The sequence below is a fragment of the Dechloromonas hankyongensis genome, assembly GCF_022012295.1.
Lineage (GTDB): Bacteria > Pseudomonadota > Gammaproteobacteria > Burkholderiales > Rhodocyclaceae > Azonexus > Azonexus hankyongensis.
Genome location: NZ_JAKLTN010000002.1, coordinates 1,326,236 through 1,342,512, shown reverse-complemented (window position 1 = coordinate 1,342,512; position 16,277 = coordinate 1,326,236). Strand labels below are relative to the sequence as shown.

Annotated in this window: 16 protein-coding genes; 7 read left to right on the top strand and 9 right to left on the bottom strand. The window is 64.9% G+C overall.

What is annotated here, in order from left to right:
- Positions 1-6 precede the first annotated feature (6 nt).
- From LZ012_RS14930 to LZ012_RS14910, 5 genes are read left to right on the top strand one after another with little or no spacing between them, the layout of a single operon-like run.
- Positions 7-1,830, top strand: coding sequence for a sensor histidine kinase (locus tag LZ012_RS14930; protein WP_275711624.1), 1,824 nt, complete (start codon positions 7-9; stop codon positions 1,828-1,830).
- The gene (locus LZ012_RS14925; RefSeq protein WP_275711622.1) at positions 1,811-2,173 is read left to right on the top strand and encodes a 5-carboxymethyl-2-hydroxymuconate Delta-isomerase; all 363 of its coding nucleotides are present in this window, start codon (positions 1,811-1,813) and stop codon (positions 2,171-2,173) included. The genes LZ012_RS14930 and LZ012_RS14925 overlap by 20 nt, the downstream gene beginning before the upstream one ends.
- Entirely contained in the window at positions 2,166-3,503 is a 1,338-nt protein-coding gene (locus tag LZ012_RS14920) for a sigma-54-dependent transcriptional regulator (protein WP_275711620.1), read from the top strand. Before LZ012_RS14925 ends, LZ012_RS14920 begins: the two co-directional genes overlap by 8 nt.
- Before the next feature lie 8 nt (positions 3,504-3,511).
- Positions 3,512-4,213 (top strand): DNA alkylation repair protein, encoded by a 702-nt coding sequence (locus LZ012_RS14915; RefSeq protein ID WP_275711619.1) that lies wholly within the window; start codon positions 3,512-3,514, stop codon positions 4,211-4,213.
- 14 nt (positions 4,214-4,227) lie between these two features.
- Positions 4,228-4,899: a glutathione S-transferase family protein gene (locus LZ012_RS14910; RefSeq protein WP_275711618.1), complete on the top strand. Its 672-nt coding sequence runs from the start codon at positions 4,228-4,230 to the stop codon at positions 4,897-4,899.
- On the opposite strand, the gene LZ012_RS14905 is transcribed toward LZ012_RS14910, so the two are convergent.
- Positions 4,896-5,795 (bottom strand): LysR family transcriptional regulator, encoded by a 900-nt coding sequence (locus LZ012_RS14905; protein ID WP_275711617.1) that lies wholly within the window; start codon positions 5,793-5,795, stop codon positions 4,896-4,898. The two genes, LZ012_RS14910 and LZ012_RS14905, sit on opposite strands and share 4 nt — an antisense overlap.
- 94 nt (positions 5,796-5,889) lie before the next feature.
- On the opposite strand from LZ012_RS14905, the gene LZ012_RS14900 reads away from it, so the two are divergent.
- On the top strand, positions 5,890-6,651 hold the full coding sequence (locus LZ012_RS14900) for a sulfite exporter TauE/SafE family protein (protein WP_275711616.1): 762 nt from the start codon (positions 5,890-5,892) through the stop codon (positions 6,649-6,651).
- A gap of 133 nt (positions 6,652-6,784) precedes the next feature.
- Here the strand turns inward: LZ012_RS14900 and LZ012_RS14895 are convergent, their stop codons facing one another.
- Positions 6,785-7,102 carry a hypothetical protein gene (locus LZ012_RS14895; RefSeq protein ID WP_275711614.1) on the bottom strand — a complete coding sequence of 106 codons (318 nt, stop codon included), beginning with the start codon at positions 7,100-7,102 and terminating at the stop codon, positions 6,785-6,787.
- Between the two features lie 671 nt (positions 7,103-7,773).
- On the opposite strand from LZ012_RS14895, the gene LZ012_RS14890 reads away from it, so the two are divergent.
- Positions 7,774-9,012, top strand: a complete 1,239-nt coding sequence (locus LZ012_RS14890) for a glycosyltransferase family 4 protein (RefSeq protein ID WP_275711612.1) — start codon at positions 7,774-7,776, stop codon at positions 9,010-9,012.
- Positions 9,013-9,795: 783 nt separating this feature from the next.
- Here LZ012_RS14890 and LZ012_RS14885 read toward each other — a convergent pair.
- From LZ012_RS14885 to LZ012_RS14855, 7 genes are all read right to left on the bottom strand, one after another.
- Positions 9,796-11,424, bottom strand: coding sequence for an NAD(P)/FAD-dependent oxidoreductase (locus LZ012_RS14885; protein WP_275711611.1), 1,629 nt, complete (start codon positions 11,422-11,424; stop codon positions 9,796-9,798).
- 14 nt (positions 11,425-11,438) lie between these two features.
- Positions 11,439-11,891, bottom strand: coding sequence for a c-type cytochrome (locus LZ012_RS14880; RefSeq protein ID WP_275711610.1), 453 nt, complete (start codon positions 11,889-11,891; stop codon positions 11,439-11,441).
- 64 nt (positions 11,892-11,955) lie between these two features.
- Positions 11,956-12,876 carry a bestrophin family protein gene (locus LZ012_RS14875; protein ID WP_275711609.1) on the bottom strand — a complete coding sequence of 307 codons (921 nt, stop codon included), beginning with the start codon at positions 12,874-12,876 and terminating at the stop codon, positions 11,956-11,958.
- Between the two features lie 89 nt (positions 12,877-12,965).
- The gene (locus tag LZ012_RS14870; protein ID WP_275711608.1) at positions 12,966-13,349 is read right to left on the bottom strand and encodes a DUF302 domain-containing protein; all 384 of its coding nucleotides are present in this window, start codon (positions 13,347-13,349) and stop codon (positions 12,966-12,968) included.
- Between the two features lie 94 nt (positions 13,350-13,443).
- Positions 13,444-15,090, bottom strand: a complete 1,647-nt coding sequence (locus tag LZ012_RS14865; protein WP_275711607.1) for a sensor domain-containing diguanylate cyclase — start codon at positions 15,088-15,090, stop codon at positions 13,444-13,446.
- A gap of 203 nt (positions 15,091-15,293) precedes the next feature.
- Positions 15,294-15,488 (bottom strand): hypothetical protein, encoded by a 195-nt coding sequence (locus LZ012_RS14860; RefSeq protein WP_275711606.1) that lies wholly within the window; start codon positions 15,486-15,488, stop codon positions 15,294-15,296.
- A gap of 93 nt (positions 15,489-15,581) precedes the next feature.
- Positions 15,582-16,097 carry a phasin family protein gene (locus tag LZ012_RS14855; protein ID WP_275711605.1) on the bottom strand — a complete coding sequence of 172 codons (516 nt, stop codon included), beginning with the start codon at positions 16,095-16,097 and terminating at the stop codon, positions 15,582-15,584.
- Positions 16,098-16,277: the final 180 nt, after the last annotated feature.

Here is a 16,277-nt window from a genome sequence, read left to right as displayed (position 1 = left end):
GGCGGCGTGACTGCTCCCGACTCCGCCATCCGCCCGCAGCGCCGCGTCCTGCTTCTGTCCGGCGCGGCACTGGCGCTGTGCCTGCTGCTCGGCTGGCTGAGCTACCGGACGCTGTTCGCCATCCATCTCGACAACGACCGGCGGCAGGCGGCCCAGCGCCTCGACGCCTTCGCGCTGTCACTCGACGCCACGCTGTCGCGCCATGAGTCGCTGCCCGGCCTGCTGGCGCTCGATCCCTCACTCGCCGCCGTGCTGCGCGAGCCGGACAACCCCCAGCGCATCGCCGCCGCCAATGCCTATCTCGAAGCGGCGCAGCAAGGCGCGGCCGTCGCCGTCAATTTTCTGATCGACACCCGCGGCAAGACCGTGGCGGCCAGCAACTGGCGGCAGCCGCAGAGCTTCGTCGGCCACAACTACGCTTTCCGGCCGTATTTCCGCGATGCGCTGGACAAGGGGCTGGGGCGCTTCTACGGGGTCGGCGTGACGACTGGCGAGCCCGGCTATTTCCTGGCGGCGCCGGTGCGCGAGGCAGGCAAGACGCTCGGCGTCATCGTCCTCAAGCTCGGGCTGGAGAGCATCGAGCAGGCCCTGGGCAAGGGCGGCGATACGCTGCTGCTGGCCGACGGCGACGGGATCGTCTTCCTGTCCGCCAACCGGCAATGGCGCTATCGGGTGCTAGCCCGGCTCGATGATGCGGTGACCGAGCGCCTGCGCCAGACGCAGCAATACGGCGGCCAGCCGCTGCAGCCGCTGGCCGACCAGCCGCTACCGCTCAATGCCATGCAGCCGGTGCGCGTCGCGCTGCCCGGCGAGACGCCGCGCGAGCGGCTCATCCACGCCCGGCCGGTCGGCACGCTGGGCTGGCAGGTGGTGCAGCTCGGCGATCCGGCGGAGGCGCGCGCGGCCGCTGCCGGGGGCGGGGCGGCGGTGGCTTTTGCGGCTGCCTTCGTGCTCGGACTGGCGGCGCACTTCCGCCATCGCACCCGCCGACGCGAGGAATTGCGCCGCGTTTATGCCGAACTGGAAACCCGCATTGCCGAACGCACCGCCGACCTTACCGAGCAGATCGCCGCGCTCGAACGGACCAAGGCCATCCTGCGCGAGACGCGCGATGCCGCCGTGCAGGCCGGCAAGCTGGCGACGTTGGGCCAGATGTCGGCCGGCATCAGCCACGAACTGAACCAGCCGCTGGCCGCGCTGCAGACCTTCGCCGACAACGCCCGCGCCCTGCTCGAACGCGGCCGTTACGCCGAAGTCGGCGACAACCTGCAGATGATCAGCGAACTGGTCGACCGCACCGGGCGTATCGTCCGCCAGCTCAAGACCTTCGCCCGCAAGGAGGCGCCGACGCCGCAGCCGGTCACCGTGGCCGGCGCCATCGAGCATGCCTTGCTTATCGTCGAGCCGCGGCGCCGGGAAATCGGGGCGCGCATCGCCGTAACGGCTGCGCCGGAACCGCTGCTCGCGGTGGCCGAGGCCGGCCGCCTGGAGCAGGTGCTGGTCAACCTGCTGCGCAACGGCCTGGACGCCATGGCCGGGCAGGCCGAACCGGTGCTCGACATCGCCACCCGCCGTGACGGCAATACCGTGTGCATCGCTGTGCGCGACCGCGGCCCCGGCCTGTCGGACGACGTGCGCGCCCACCTGTTCGAAGCCTTCTACACCACCAAGCCGGTCGGCGAAGGGCTGGGCCTCGGGCTGGCTATTTCGCTTACCATCGTCGAAAGTTACGGCGGCACGCTGAGCGCCCACAACGTCCCCGAGGGCGGGGCGGAGTTCCTGCTCAGCCTGCCGGCCTCTGGAGAAACGCATGCCGCACCTGACGCTTGAATACACCCGCAGCCTGGTCGATTTCGATCCGGCCCGGGCGCTGTCGGCGCTCAACGAAGCAATGTTCGATTCCGGCCTGTTCGGTGAAGCCGACATCAAGAGTCGGGCGCTCGGGCTGGACTGCTATCAGGTCGGCGTCCGCGACACGCCGCGCGGCTTCCTGCACGTCAATGTCGCGATGCTGTCCGGGCGCAGCGATGAGGAACGCAAGGCACTGGCCGACAGTCTGCTCGACGCGCTGATGCCGCTGCTGATCGGCAAGGCGGTCGGTGAGGTGCAACTCAGCGTGGAGACCAGCGACCTGCATCGCCCGACTTACGCCAAGGCCGTCGTTCATGGCTGAAGCCCCCGTCTTTCTGGTCGAGGACGACGCCGCCGTCCGCAAGGGCTGCGAGCAGGCGCTGGCCCTGGCCGATATCCCAGTGCGCGGCTTTGCCGACGGCGAGGCCATGCTCGCCGCGCTGGCCGGCGGTGCGCCGGCGCTGGTGGTCAGCGACGTCCGCCTGCCGGGCAAGGACGGGCTGACGCTGTTGCGCGAGGTGCGCCAGTTCGACCGCGAGCTGCCGGTGCTGCTGATGACCGGGCACGGCGATGTCGCGATGGCTGTCGAGGCGATGCGCGAGGGGGCGCACGACTTCATCGAAAAACCCTTCCCGTCGGAACGGCTGATCGCCGCCGTGCGCAGCGCGCTGGAAAAGCGGGCGCTGCTCGTCGAGAACCGCCAGCTCAAGGAGCGTATCGGTGAGCAGGCCGGGGGCGTCGGGCGCATCATCGGCCAGTCACCGGCCATGCAGCGCCTGCGCCAGCTGGTCGGCACGCTGGCACCGACCGGGGTCGATATCCTGATCAACGGCGAAACCGGCAGCGGCAAGGAAGTGATCGCTCGCGCCATCCACGAGGCCAGCGGCCGGCGCGGCGCTTTCGTCGCCATCAATTGCGGCGCGCTGCCCGAAACGGTGTTCGAGAGCGAGCTGTTCGGCCATGAGGCGGGCGCCTTCACCGGCGCCGGCAAGCGGCGCATCGGCCGCATCGAGCACGCCAGCGGCGGCACCCTGTTCCTCGACGAAATCGAATCGATGCCGCTCAACCTGCAGGTCAAGCTGCTGCGCGTGCTGCAGGAGCGCAGCGTCGAGCGGCTTGGCAGCAATGCCGTCATCCCGGTCGATTGCCGGGTGGTGGCGGCCAGCAAGGCCGATCTGAAGGCGCTGTCGGACAGTGGCGAATTCCGCGCCGACCTCTATTACCGGCTCAACGTGGTCAGTCTCGACCTGCCGCCGCTGCGCCGGCGGCGCGAGGATGTGCCGCTGCTGATGGCGCATTTCCTGCACGAGGCGGCGGCCCGCTTCCAGCGCCCGGCGGCGAGCTGGACGCCGGCCGATCTGGCCCGCTGGTCGGCGCACGACTGGCCGGGCAATGTGCGCGAACTGAAGAACGTCGCCGAACGCTGGGCGCTGGGCATGCCGGATGCGCTGGCTAGCGGCGAGGTGGCCTCCGCCTCCGTCCTGTCGCTGGCCGGGCAGGTCGATGCGGCTGAGCGCCAGATCATCGAGGGCGCGCTACGGCAATGTGCCGGCAACGTGGCGAAAGTCGCCGAACTGCTGCAGACGCCGAAGAAGACCCTGTACGACAAGCTGACCCGCCACGGCATCGTTGCCGAAAGTTTCCGGCAGTGACGAATGCAGTGGCGCCGGCAGCACCTTCCGTCGATTGGCCGACACAGGTCCGCCGTGCCTTGCAAGCGCTGGCCGACCCGCAGCGGGCGCCGGCCATGCAGGCCTACATGCGCGGCCAGTTCGTCTTTTGCGGCATCCCGACGCCGGTTCGCCGGCAGGCCGTGGCCGCCCTGGTCCGGCCACGCCAGACGGCCAGCGAACTACTCGCCCATGCCCGCGCGCTGTGGGCCATGCCGGAACGGGAATGCCAGTACGTCGCGGTCGATCTGCTCGCCCGCCAGCATCGTGCCCTGGGCATGGCCGATATCCCGGCCATCATCGATCTGGTCCAGGCCAAGTCGTGGTGGGACAGCGTCGATGGCCTGGCCGGCGTGGTCGGCGATGTCGTACTTGCAGCACGCCTCGCCGATCCGGCGGCGCAGCAGGCGATGGATGCGGCCTTGCGCCACGACAACCTGTGGGTGCGCCGTATCGCCCTGCTGCATCAACTCGGCTGGCGGGGCGCTACCGACTGCGAACGGCTGTTCGGCTATGCTCTGGCGCAGGCCGGCGAAGCGGATTTCTTCATCCGCAAGGCCATCGGCTGGGCGCTGCGCGATTTCGCGCGCACCGAGCCGCAGGCCGTGGTCGATTTTCTGAACGGCGCGGGCAGGGGGCTGTCTGCCCTCAGCCGGCGCGAAGCCGGCAAGCACCTGTCCGGCGTACTTTAAACCTGGAGAAAGCGATGTACGACCTCTATATCGGCAACAAGAACTACTCGTCGTGGTCCCTGCGTGCTTGGCTGCTGATGAAGCATTTCGGCCTGCCGTTCACCGAGCACATGGTGTCGGTGGCCGGCCGCGACTACAACGCGGCGCTCAAGCCGCTGGCCGGTAACGCCAAGGTGCCCTGCCTGCACGATGACGGCTTCCAGGTCTGGGAGAGCATCGCCATCGCCGAATACCTGGCCGAGCGCCATCCACAGATGTGGCCGGCCAATGCCCAGGCACGGGCGCGGGCGCGCTGCATTTCGGCCGAGATGCACGCCGGTTTCGCCAAGCTGCGCACGGCGATGCCGATGAACCTCAAGCTCAAGCTGAAAGGCAAGCCCTCGGCGCCGGAAGTCCAGCGCGACATCGACCGTGTGATCGAAATCTGGGAAGAGGCGCGCACGCAATTCGCCACCGGCGACGGCCCCTACCTCTTTGGCGATTTTTCGGTGGCCGATGCGATGTATGCCCCCATCGTCTGGCGCCTGCACATCTACAACGTGCCGCTGCCGCCGGTGGCGGCCGCCTACAGCGAGGCGCTGCGGGCACATCCGGCGATGCGCGAATGGTACGAAGCCGGCATCCGCGAAAGCGAGGCGCACGCCCATTACGACCGGCTGGCCGACGAGTACGGCGGGCTGCGCTAGGCTGTTTCGGGCGCTGCGTCCTGCGTCATCAGGTCGGCGAAAGCCTGGGCCAGCGGCGTTGGCTGCGCCGGCAACACCAATGCGCTGAGAGCGACGGCCTCGGGGTCGCGCAGCGGCCGGTAGGCCACGCCAGCGAGCTGTTGCGTCGTCATGCGCTCGGGGATCACCGCGATGCCCAGCCCGGCGGCGACCAGGTTGAGCATCGACGTCTTGCGTGACACGACGCGGGCGGTGCGCGGCACGAAGCCCTGGCGCAGGCAGAGGTCGGTGACCAGCCGGGCCAGGCCGCCGCGTTCGCGATGGACGGCGGAAACGAAGGCTTCCCGCTGCAGGTCGGCCATACAGAGACTGTCGTGGCCGGCCAGCGCATGCCCGGCGGGCAGGGCAACCCACAGGCGCTCGGCCGGCAGTTTGATGAAGCGCACGCCGGCGTCGCGCCGCAGGACCGGCAGGCGGATGACCCCGAGGTCGGCCTTGCCGCTCGCCACTTCCGTCACCTGCAGTTCGGAAGCGATGCGGTCGAGATCGATGCGGGCCTTCGGGCAGGCATGCAGGAAGCGTTCGATGACCGGCAGCAGGCTGCTCGCCGGAATGGAGCTGGAATGCAGCAGGCGCAGCACGCCCGCTTCGCCATTGGCCAGTTGCCCGCCTTCCTCGGCCGCCGCAGCCAGCAGGTTCTGGACGGCAGTCACCCGGTCGCGATAGACGGCGCCGGCCGGCGTCAGGCGCACGCCCCGCGGCTCGCGCTCGAACAGCACAAAGCCAAGTTCCTCCTCCAGTTGGGCGACCTGCCGGCTGAGCGCGGGCTGGGCGACGAACAGGGCGGCGGCGGCCGGTGTGAAGCCGCCGAGATCGGCGACGGTCAGGAAATAGCGGATCTGCTTCAGGCTAGGCATGCGTTTTCGGCATGGATAAGGCAATAAATCGGTATTTGTTTTATACCGCATCGCTCCGCAAAATGAAATCGTTCATTACCCGGAGGCGGCGACCATGCCCGATTTCACTTTTCTTCTCGACCTGGCGAACCATCCCGCCGCCCTGGCCTGGGCGCTGCTCGGGGTGGTTGTCGCCTATGCCGTATTCACCCTGGTCGGCTTCGGTTCGGCGCTGATGGCCAGCGGGCCGCTGGCCATGCTGATGCCGGTCGGCAAGGTGATCCCGCTGCTCGCCATCCTCGATTTCGCCGGTTCCTCGCTGCGCGGCTGGCGGGCCCGCAAGGAAGTCGCCTGGGGCGCCTTCATGCGGCTGTTCCCCGGCATGCTGGCCGGGCAACTGCTCGGGGTGCTGGTCCTGGCCCAACTGCCGCCGGCCTTGATGGCCGTAGCGCTCGGCGGCTTCGTCGTCGTCCAGGGCCTCAAGGGGCTGATCAAACGCCAGGAGGAGGCAGGGCTACCGCGCTTTGCCTTCGGCCACGGCCTGTTCGGCGGTGTACTGGGCGGCCTGTTCGGCAGCGGCGGCTTCATCTACGCCGCCTATCTGGAACGCACCCTCGAGAGCCGCACTGCCTTCCGGGCGACCCAGGCGGCGCTGATCGCCTTGTCGACGGCCTGGCGCATCGTGCTCTGCCTGTCGCTCGGTCTGCTCGACCTCAAGCTGCTGGCCACGGCCCTGGCTTTCGTGCCGGCCATGGCGCTCGGCGTCTATACCGGCCACCACATCGACCTGCGCATCAGCCGCCAGCAGTTGTTCAGGTTGCTCAACGGCTTGTTGGTGGTCAGCGGGGCCAGCCTGGTGCTGCGTTACCTGGCGTGATGGCGAGGCGCACGCCCACTCCATGCGCTTGGCCAACAAATGCGGGTGGGGTGCCAGGTAGGAAATCGGCCATTCCCGCCGCTCAGACCTGCCTAAGAAAACTGTTCCCACTAAGTGCCCGCCGAACCGCAGTTCAGGGGCTCGGCAAATAGCGGAAGCCGAGCATCGCGACGATAATGACCGAGACGACCGGCAGCGCCGACGAAAAGAGAACGAAGCATGCGGCGCACGACCAGACGCCGCCGATGGCTTCCGCGCCGACGCCGCCCGAGAAGAACAGTGCGCTCAGCGTCAGCCAGCGCCGCAGATAGGTCGGCAGCCAGCGCGCTTGGGCCAAGTTGTGGTGCCACGCAGCGCGGCGCTCGGACAGACTGCCCCGGCCGGCGTCGCGGAACAGCCAACTGAAGAAAAAATAGCGGTAAAAGACCGGCGACGATTCTCGTTCTTGCATGACCGAACTCCCTGGGGAATTCTTCAGATGACAACGGTCGAGCCGCGGCGTTCCATTCCCCAGGAGTTGCCGTTCCGAATGCTCCTTGCCGTCAGTCTTGCTAGGAGCGTCCGGGCCTTTTTGCACCTGCTGCCGGCCTCAAGCCAACGCGGCAATCTGCGCGTCGGCTTCGCTCATCGCGAGAACCCAGGCGTCGGTCATGCCGAGAAGATCAAGGACGATCTTTGGGGGTGCCTTCGGGGCTATATCCCAGTATGCCGACGTTCAAATATTTCCGTTTTTCCAACGGCTGCTTATCTGCACTGTGGCCACCTGGTGCTACCGGCCACAAGCTGCCTTTCAAGGGCGTCATCGAATATCAATAGGTAATGCGTCCACGGACTCAGACCGTCGGGTTTAGGCAAGCACGTTGAAATTAACGCTGATGGCAGCTGAACAAGGTCCTCGGCTATTCAACTGTGTGACCGGCATCGCTTGGTTACCGGTGACATATGCCAAATGGTCGCTGCCGTTGGAACTATCGCTGATTAACGGGCGGCATTAAAGCGCTGGCTAGACTCGTGGTGAAGCACATCGATACTGCATCGTGAACGTTGTCACTCAGGAGCGCCGAATTGGATACCAAACCATTGTCTGGTCCGTGCATCGTGCGACGTATATCCGAAAGTCCCATGCGCGACGACGCGCCGACCTCCCAGGGGCCAACTTCAAGCCGAAAGCCGCACATTTGCTTTGTCGCCCCTAACGCATGGCCGGTACTGTCCGGGCAAGCCAGCATTGAGGTAGTGGGTGGCGCTGAAGTGCAGCAATGCATTCTTGCCCGTTTGCTGGTGCGCAACGGTTACCGGGTGTCCATGATCTGCCTAGATTACGGCCAGCCGAAACAAGCCGTTGTGGACAACATAACAGTTGTTCGTGCTTATTCGGCTGATGCTGGACTTCCGGTACTACGCTTCCTGCATCCGCGCTTGAGCAGTATTTGGCAAGCAATGCGTGAGGTAGATGCCGATATCTACTATCAGCGCTCGGCTGGCGTGATTACGGCAGTCATGGCCGGATTTTGCCGTACATACGGCAAGCACTCGGTCTATGCAGGTGCCCTAGATACGGATTTTATCCCTGGGCACCAGCTCATCCGCTACCGCCGTGATCGATGGCTCTTCGAGCGCGGATTGGCCGCAGTCGATACGGTGCTTGCTCAAAACAAAATTCAGCAGCGGAATTGCCGTGAGCATTATGGCCGCTCGGCGATCCTTATCCCTAGCTGCTATGAACTGCCAGCGGATGCATCTCCCGGACCTGGCGAATACGTTCTTTGGGTAGCCATGCTCCGTCCGCACAAACGAGCCGAACTTTTGCTTGAACTAGCCCGGCTGTTGCCTCAGCGGCGCTTTGTAATGATTGGCGGAAGCAACGGTCCCAACGATGCATCGTATTTCGAGGCCATACGGAGCGCGGCCAACGCGATGTCGAATGTTGAGTTCATGGGATTTCTGCCTCTTGCCAAAGTCGAGCCATACTTCGATCGGGCACGGGTCGTCGTCAATACATCTACTGTCGAAGGTATGCCGAATGTATTCCTACAGGCTTGGGCGCGCGGTGTCCCGACGCTCGCATTCACTGAAGTCAGCGCGCAACAGGGGGTGATATCGGGACATCGGGTCGTTATAGACCCGCAAGCCGCAGCAAATGAAGTAGAGCGTCTATTTGTGGACGACCTCTATTGGAGTCAAGCTTCGGCAAACTGTCGTGAACATTTTGTCACCACCTATGCCCATGGCGACGAACTGACGCATCTCTTGTGTATATTCGACTCCCTGATTAGTGATGGCAATCAAGGTAGCGCTTATGCACAGTCTTTGCATTCGGTGAGCACCGCCGCAATGTGTGACGCAGAGCTTCCGGATTAGCCTGCCAACGGCTGCTAAAACTAGCCGGCCGTAATGGGGCGCAGGCTTTCAGTCCAATTTTGAGAGCAGCCATTGGTGGGGCATCATGCCTGAGATGTAATTGGATTAGGCAGGAGTCGGCCTCATTCGGCCATTGTCGATTTCTCCCGATAGCAGACATCCCAGCCGCCTTGTCGGACAGTACACTCGGCCTCATCAAGTTCGAGATTGGGTTGGTCAATGTCCTGGCGGGCACCCTGCCCAATGTGATCGGGTCACTGTGACGGATCGAGTGCTAGTTGCACGAATTGACCCATCACACTTTCAAATTGAAGTTAGCTTCACGTTCGATGATCTGCACGTCTGTGATTTCTCGGGAGTTGGGAAATGGAACGGCCGAGCACTCGTGGCGCGAAGCGACAATACCGAGGACTCATGTACGGTGACCGTCACTTTTGCAAAGGGCCAACTTGTTCACCTGACCGCCAGCCCCTATGCCAACTGCGCAATGCTCTGCGGTGCCAACGGCTATTTGTATGCCGAACGTATGTCGAGGCAGCCACCGAGGGTAGTGCAAATGATGGCCTACTCCAGTATTAAAGGTCCGCTTTTGTGTCAATAGTTCGCATTCGCCGAATCGCAAAGCGGCTGTTCGGCGCAAGTGAAGCTTGAGCATCCGCTCCCTGACGCTTGGCAGACTGTCGGCTGGATGCTTGAACGTCGGCAAAGGCCGACAAGCAAAATATCGAACTGAAGCTGATTGCCGAGCACTTACCAAGCACTCGGGCACTGCACGGACGTCATTCAGGCCAGGTTTTTTTCTGCGTTTACCATGGACAGCGCCACGGCCTCGGCGACCTTGATGCCGTCCACGCCGGCCGACAGGATGCCGCCGGCGTAGCCCGCACCTTCGCCGGCCGGGTAGAGGCCGCGGGTGTTGATGCTCTGGTAGTCAGCGCCGCGCTTGATGCGGATCGGCGACGAGGTGCGCGTCTCGACGCCGGTGAGCACCGCGTCGGCCATGGCGAAACCCTTGATCTGGCGGTCGAAGGCGGGAATTGCCTCGCGCAGCGCCTCGGTCACGTAAGTTGGTACGCAGCTACCAAGGTCGGTCCACCGTACGCCCGGCTGGTAGGACGGTTCGACCGTGCCCGGGGCCGTGGATGGTCGGCCGGCCAGGAAGTCGCCGATCTTTTGTGCCGGGGCGCTGTAGTCGCCGCCACCGGCGACGAAGGCAGCTGCTTCCCAGTGGCGCTGGAAGTCCATGCCGATCAGCGGGTTCTTCTTGAAATCGCCGGGGAAATCCTCGGGATCGATATTCACGACCAGCGCCGAGTTGGCGTTGCGTTCGGCGCGCGAATACTGGCTCATGCCGTTGGTCACCACGCGGCCGGGTTCCGAGGTGGCGGCGACCACCTGGCCGCCTGGGCACATGCAGAAGCTGTAGGCAGCACGGCCGTTCTTGCAGTGATGGACCAGCTTGTAGTCGGCGGCGCCGAGGATTTCGTTGCCGGCATTGGGGCCGAAGCGGGCGTGGTCGACCAGGGTCTGCGGGTGCTCGACACGGAAGCCGATGGCGAAGGGTTTGGCTTCGATGTAGACGCCGGCGTCGTACAGCATCTGGAAGGTGTCGCGGGCGCTGTGGCCCACCGCCAGCACGACATGGCGGCTCATCAGGCGCTCGCCTCCGGCCAGTTCGACGCCGACCACCTGGCTGTTGTCGCGCAGTAGCTGGTCTACCTTGGCCTCGAAGCGGATTTCGCCGCCCAGGTCGACGATGTTTTGGCGGATGTTCTCGACCATCTTGACCAGCCGGAAAGTGCCAACGTGCGGCTTGCTGACGTAGATGATCTCTTCCGGCGCGCCGGCCTTGACGAACTCCTCGAGCACCTTGCGCCCGTAGAAGTTGGGGTCCTTGATCTGGCTGTACAACTTGCCGTCCGAGAAGGTGCCGGCGCCGCCTTCGCCGAACTGCACGTTGGATTCCGGATTCAGCGTGTTCCTGCGCCACAGGCCCCAGGTGTCCTTGGTCCGCTCGCGGACGATCTTGCCGCGCTCGAGCACGATGGGGCGAAAACCCATCTGGGCCAGAAGCAGGGCGGCCATGAAACCGCAGGGGCCCATGCCGATGACGATGGGGCGCTCCTTCAGATCGGCCGGTGCCTGGGCGACGACCTTGTAGGCCATGTCCGGCGTCGGGCCGATGTTGCGGTCGCAGTCCAGGCGCTTGAAAACGGCGGCCTCGTCACGCAGTGTGCAATCGACGGTGTAGATCAGCGTAATGGCCGATTTCTTGCGCGCGTCGTAGCCGCGGCGAAAGAGCGAGAAATCGATCAGGTCGGTATCGGCGATGCCCAGGCGCTGGCAGATGGCCGGCCGCAGGGCATCGGCCGCGTGGTCGAGCGGGAGCTTCAGTTCGGTGAGGCGCAGCATGGCGGGGCGGTCTCTCAGCGTTCCTTGAACTGCTTGTGGCAGGTCTTGCAGCTGTCGTGCACGGCATCGTAGGCCTTTTCGACCGCCGCCTTGTCGCGGCTCTTGACCGCTTCCTGCAGCTTGTCGGTGGCGGCGATGAAGGCCTGCTTGTCCTTCTCGAATTCTTCCGGCTGCTTCCACACCTCGGCGGTCGCCTTGGTCGGCGGGTAGTTGGTGTCCGGCCCGAAGTACGACCATGGCCCGTCGCGCTTGGCGACCAGCTCGGCCGACAGCTTGTCGAAACGCTCGGCATCGAAGCTGCCCTTGCGCAGCATGACGCCCATTGGCTCGAAGGATTTGATGATCTCCTTGAACGCCTGCTGGCGGTGCTTGACCGGCTGTCCGGGACGGGTGTCCTCCGGTTCGCCACAGGCGGCGAGCAGGGTGGCGGCGAGGACGACGAGGCCGATTCGGAAGGGCTTGGACATGGTGGCGGCAGGACGGACGGGAAAGGGCGAATTATACGTGCTGCGCCCTGTCCTTTTCCTGACGTCAGGTAACGACGTAATCGACCACTTCCGGCGCCGTGCCGCGCGGCGTTTCACCGACCAGTTCGCAGACCGAGACTTCGATGCCGTGGCACATCGAGGCCAGCGCCAGGTCGTTCGGTTCCTTGCCGAAGGGTTCCTCGATCTGCTCGCCGATGACGTCCAGCGCCAGGAACGTATAGGCGATGAACGGGGCGACCAGGGCGGTCAGCCAGCCGATGGAAGTGCTCAGGCCGATGGGCAGCAGCAGGCAATAGACCACCACGGTGCGGTTCATCAGCACGCGGTAGGTGTAGGGGATGGGCGTGTTGGCGATGCGCTCGCAGGCGCCGGAGGCTTCGGTGAGCAGGTTGAGGTTGCGGTCGAGCGCTTGCAGTTGCAGGTCGCTGATCTGGCCGGCCTTCTGCGCCGTGGCGATGTCCCGGGCGAGGCAGAGGAGCAGGGCGGACGGCGGGAAGCGGGCGGCACAGACCTGTTCGAGGACATCCGCATCGAGGCGGCAGGCCAGGTCGACGCGCGGATCGGTGCTGCGCAACTGGTGCTTCAGCGCATAGGCGAAGGCGCCCAGGGTGCGGGCGACGCGGCGCTGCAATTCGGTGGCCTCGGGGGCAAAGCTGGCCACTTCGCGGGTCAGCGAACGGGCGGCGATGAGCAGGTTGCCCCATTGCTTGCGCGCTTCCCAGTAGCGGTCGTAGCTGACCGAGTTGCGGAAGCCGAGGAAGATGGCCAGTGCCACGCCCATCAGCGTGAAGGGCGGAATGGACAGCGCCGAGGCGGCATGGGCGCTCATCCACCAGTCCTGGCTGAGCACGCTGGCGACGGAAACGGCCAGCACGGGCAGCAGGCGGGTCAGGATGTAGGGCAGCACCGAGCCGCGCCAGACGAAAAGCAGGCGAAACCAGTGGAGATGGGGGCGGACGATCATGGGGTATGGCGGAGGGAGTTAGGGGAGCACTGTATATTTGTCATTCCCGTCTGCGCGGGAATGACATTTTGCGGTAAATCAGTAGCTTCTTAGCGCGTTTCGTCGACGATCAGGATCAGCTTGGCCTCGACTTCGGCCGCCAGACGGGCGAGTTCGGCATGGTCGCCGAGGGCGGCGGCCAGCGCCGGCGGACGGGCGATGCCGATCTTGGTGGCGCCGTTTTCGGTGAATACCGCGATGCGCCACGGGCAACCCAGGCTGAAACGCATGTCGATATTGAGCAGGTCGGCGGCGTAGCGGTAATTGATGACCTCGTGCACCTGGCAGTCTTCGTCGAGTTCGATGCCGCGCCGCTGCAAGGTTTCGCCGAGGTCCTGACGATGCACGATGACGAAGCCGAGGCGTTCGACCACCGGCCCCAGGTCGAGGTTGGCTTCGTAGAACGACTTGCTGCTTTCGACTATGTAAAACACGACTATTCCCCGGGCGTGGCTGCGGGCTGGAGGATAGCGGACGGCCGGCTATCGAACAATCGGAAATTGCCTGCGCTCCGGCCGGGTACCGTCGTCAGGAAGCCTTGGCCTGCTCCCGGCAGCCGGCCAGGCAGAAGGTGTTGCGGCCGCTGCGCTTGGCCGCGTACAGCGCGCGGTCGGCATTTTCGAGCAATTCGCCGAGATCGTTGCCGGCGGCGGGATAGACGGCGATGCCTATGCTCGCGGTGACATAGCATTGGACGCCGTCGTAGGGTTCCGACAGGCGGGCGACCAGGCGCTGGGCGGTTTCCTCGGCGCTGCACTGGTCGGCGTCGAAAAGCAGGATGGCGAACTCGTCGCCGCCCATGCGCGCTGCGGCATCCGAAGCGCGTATCGTCCCTTCGATGCGGCGGGCGACCACTTCGAGCAGGTGGTCGCCGGCGGCGTGCCCCTCCTCGTCATTGACCACCTTGAAATTGTCGAGATCGATGGCCAGGATGGCCAGGCTGCCGCTTTCCCGATCGACGACGGCCAACTGGTGCTGGACCAGTTCGTAGAACAGCGAGCGGTTGCCCAGTTCGGTCAGCGGGTCGTGGTAGGCGCGGTGATGCACCTTGGCCATCAGGTGCGAGGCCTGAACGATGGCGTGGCCGACCGCCTCGGCCTCGTACAGCTGCACCTTGGGCAGGGTCAGCGGCTTGCCTTCGCGCAGGGCGAGGGCGGCGTCGTTGAGGTACTCGACCGAGGAAACCACCCGCCGCGTGATGCGCACCGCGAGCCAGGTGCCGATGACGATGAAGATCAGCGCGGCCAGCGCGATGCCGGCGAACAGCCGGAACATTTCGCCCTCGACCAGCGACTTGGGCGCCCCGGTGGCGACGCTCCAGTTCCACAGCGCCGAACGGGCATAGGCGGTAGTGACCGGTATGCCTTCCTTGGACGAAACCGCCAGCGAGCCGTAGCGGCTGTTGTCCAGACGCTCGCGCAGCTCGGGAACGACCTTCTGGCCGACAAAACGCTCGGCGTCGCGCGTGCGGCCGACGATGGTGCCGGCGCCGTCGATGATGGCGGCCATCCAGCCTTTGGGAAGGGCCTGGCGCTTCAACAGCCCGGTCAGATAATCCGGCTGCAGGCCGACATTGAGGGCATAGATGATTTCGCCGCTCTTGCCGTAGACCGGCACGCCCAGCGCGATGGTCGGCTTGCCGGTGACCGGTCCGTCGAACAGGTCGGTCAAGACCGTCTTCCCGGAACGGAAAACCTCCTCCAGTTGCGGCGGATTGCCCGTCGCCGGCAGTGCCGCCCACGGCGGGCGCAGGGTGTTGATTACCTGACGGCCCTCGCGGTCGATCAGGAAATAGTTGTACGCCATCTGCGACTTCAGCGCGGCGCGGGCAGTCTGGTGGAAGCGCTGCAGATCGCCGCTTTTCAACGAGTCGGCGGTGGCCAGCACGCGCAGGCCGGATTCCATGGCCGACAGTTCGCGATCCAGTTCGACCAGGATCTGGCCGGCGAGCAATTCCGTCTCGCGGGTGATTTTCTGTTTTTCCAGCTGGTAGTTGGCGTAGACCAGATAGGCACTGAACGCCACGCCGGGCAGTATGCAGACCAGAACCAGGGTGATCAGGCTGGTGCGCAGCGAGATATGGCGTTCCGGGCCTTTGGCATGCGCGTTCCCACACGCCCCCGCCAACGGGCCGTTCTCGCCGCACTGCGCTGCATCCGCCGGGTTACTGCTCACCAAAACCCCTCGTGCCGGACTTCATCGAAAAGGGTGGCGCCGACTCAGCCGCCGACACCGCGTTCCTGGTTCACGCTAGGTGCCCGGTTGGCTTCCGTCAACGCCAGTCCACAGATTTGGACTGTCGGTCAGATGTTTGGTTGCTTATATCGAGTGGTAGGGCTGGTGGCGACGATGGCGTCTTGGCGCCGTCGGGAATGCGCTCAGTCCAGCGATCCTTCGAGGGCGGCCAACAGTTTCAGCGCGCGTTCGCGGTTTTTGGCGATGGCGGCGGTGCGGGCGGTCACGTCGGCACTCTCGGCGCGCGAGGATTCGAGCAGCGCCTGGTGCGGCGTCATGCCGCCGAGGGCTGCTTCCAGCATGCGTTCGGCTTGTCGGTCGATGTCCTGGTCAGACATGCGCTTCTCCATTCGTCTCGATGGCTCGTTGTTGGACAGTAAAAAGGCCCTGCCGACTGCGCAGGGCCTCGCATTTTGCCTTACGGCAGCGATTTAGCGAACTTTCTTGGTCACTGCGGCGATGTTGGCTTGAGCGGCGTCGGCGAATTGCTTGGCGACGGCGTTCATGTTGCCGAAAGCCGAGTTGGCGGCGGCGATGGCGTTCTGGATGGCGGCGACGGCACCTTCGGAACCGGCCGGAGCGGACTTGGCGGCCAGGTCGACCAGGCCGGCAACGGACTTCTGGAAGTCGCCGAATTGGGCTTCAACCATCTTGGCCAGTTCCTGCTGGGTCTGGCTGGTGATTTCGTACACCGACTTGCCGTAGGCGACAGCCTTGTCGACGGCCGGCTGAGCCAGGGCCTTCTGGGCGGCGAAAGCGGCTTGCGGGTCCTTGGCGGCGAGCACGGACTGGACGCCGGAAGCGGTGTCTTCCAGGGCGCTGCGCGCAGCGTTCAGGTTCAGGGCGGCGATGCGCTCGGCCGAGGCCAGGGCGGTGTTGGCGACAGCCAGCAGGGAGTCGACGGTGGCCTTGTTGGCGGCGGTGAATTGTTCGGTGTTGATGGACATTGCTGTCTCCTGAAAAGAGTGGGGAATCGATGTGTTCGGACACAGTATAGAGTACTTCTGGCAAAAATGGTGCACTGCAACAAAATAAGTTTTCAGGGCGGCATAGCCGAGCGCCTCGGCGCATGGTGCGGCCATGCCCCATGCTGGTGCACTGCGCTCGCAGCAAGCCTGCATTGGGTG

Coding starts and splice junctions, on each gene's coding strand:
- LZ012_RS14925 (WP_275711622.1), top strand. CDS start 1,811: ATGCCGCACCTGACGCTTGAATACACCCGCAGCCTGGTCGATTTCGAT.
- LZ012_RS14920 (WP_275711620.1), top strand. CDS start 2,166: ATGGCTGAAGCCCCCGTCTTTCTGGTCGAGGACGACGCCGCCGTCCGC.
- LZ012_RS14910 (WP_275711618.1), top strand. CDS start 4,228: ATGTACGACCTCTATATCGGCAACAAGAACTACTCGTCGTGGTCCCTG.
- LZ012_RS14905 (WP_275711617.1), bottom strand. CDS start 5,795: ATGCCTAGCCTGAAGCAGATCCGCTATTTCCTGACCGTCGCCGATCTC.
- LZ012_RS14900 (WP_275711616.1), top strand. CDS start 5,890: ATGCCCGATTTCACTTTTCTTCTCGACCTGGCGAACCATCCCGCCGCC.
- LZ012_RS14895 (WP_275711614.1), bottom strand. CDS start 7,102: ATGCAAGAACGAGAATCGTCGCCGGTCTTTTACCGCTATTTTTTCTTC.
- LZ012_RS14890 (WP_275711612.1), top strand. CDS start 7,774: ATGCGCGACGACGCGCCGACCTCCCAGGGGCCAACTTCAAGCCGAAAG.
- LZ012_RS14885 (WP_275711611.1), bottom strand. CDS start 11,424: ATGCTGCGCCTCACCGAACTGAAGCTCCCGCTCGACCACGCGGCCGAT.
- LZ012_RS14880 (WP_275711610.1), bottom strand. CDS start 11,891: ATGTCCAAGCCCTTCCGAATCGGCCTCGTCGTCCTCGCCGCCACCCTG.
- LZ012_RS14875 (WP_275711609.1), bottom strand. CDS start 12,876: ATGATCGTCCGCCCCCATCTCCACTGGTTTCGCCTGCTTTTCGTCTGG.
- LZ012_RS14860 (WP_275711606.1), bottom strand. CDS start 15,488: ATGTCTGACCAGGACATCGACCGACAAGCCGAACGCATGCTGGAAGCA.
- LZ012_RS14855 (WP_275711605.1), bottom strand. CDS start 16,097: ATGTCCATCAACACCGAACAATTCACCGCCGCCAACAAGGCCACCGTC.